The sequence below is a fragment of the Pantoea sp. ANP04 genome, assembly GCF_041982285.1.
GTDB lineage: Bacteria > Pseudomonadota > Gammaproteobacteria > Enterobacterales > Enterobacteriaceae > Pantoea > Pantoea eucalypti.
This window is the reverse complement of sequence record NZ_JAUTYS010000108.1, coordinates 1-578: the sequence shown is the minus strand read 5'-3', so window position 1 is coordinate 578 and position 578 is coordinate 1. Positions and strand designations below refer to the sequence as shown.

The window sequence follows — 578 nt, the reverse complement described above, 5'->3', positions numbered from 1 at the left end:
GAGGCTGTAGCCGGTGAGGTAGAACTCGGTGATCGGCAGCTTGGGGTGCTGGGCCCGTACGGCCTGCATGACCCGGTACATGTCTTCGGCGTCTTCCTGGCTCACCCCGGGGGTGGCGAAGCGCGAGGCGGCAGTAATGAAGTCGAAGCTGGTGGGCGAGGATAGCTGCACCACATGGTAGCCGGCCTTGTAGTAGAGCTTCTTCAGGTACTCGTTGAGGCTGCTGTCGTAGCGCGCGCCGGTGCCGGCGATCAGGAAGATCAGTGGCGCGGCGTGGTCCTGGGTGGCGATGCGGTAGGTGAGCTTCTTCACCGCCCAGAAATTGTCTGGGAGGATGAACTCGCGCTCCGGCCGCAGGTTCAGGCTGTAGTCGGACTGACGGATGTCATCGTTGGCGGGCAGTTCCGGGCGCAGCTCCGGGGGGGTGGTGGCGATGGTGGCTTCAAAGGGGTTGGTCAACGGGTAGCCATAGCTGGCCGGGTCGACATCCACCGCCAGTGCGGACGCACTCAGGATAAGGCCGCCGAACAGGGCAGCGAGGCGCAAGGAACGAAGCATGACTGTATCCCTAGAAGGAA

The 578-nt window shown here is 63.5% G+C and carries 1 protein-coding gene; it reads right to left on the bottom strand.

Annotation, left to right across the window (positions count from 1 at the left end):
- Positions 1 to 558, bottom strand: a 558-nt coding sequence (locus tag Q7C21_RS22585) for a hypothetical protein (protein ID WP_375151172.1), incomplete at its 3' end; no start/stop codon positions are given.
- Positions 559 to 578 lie beyond the last annotated feature (20 nt).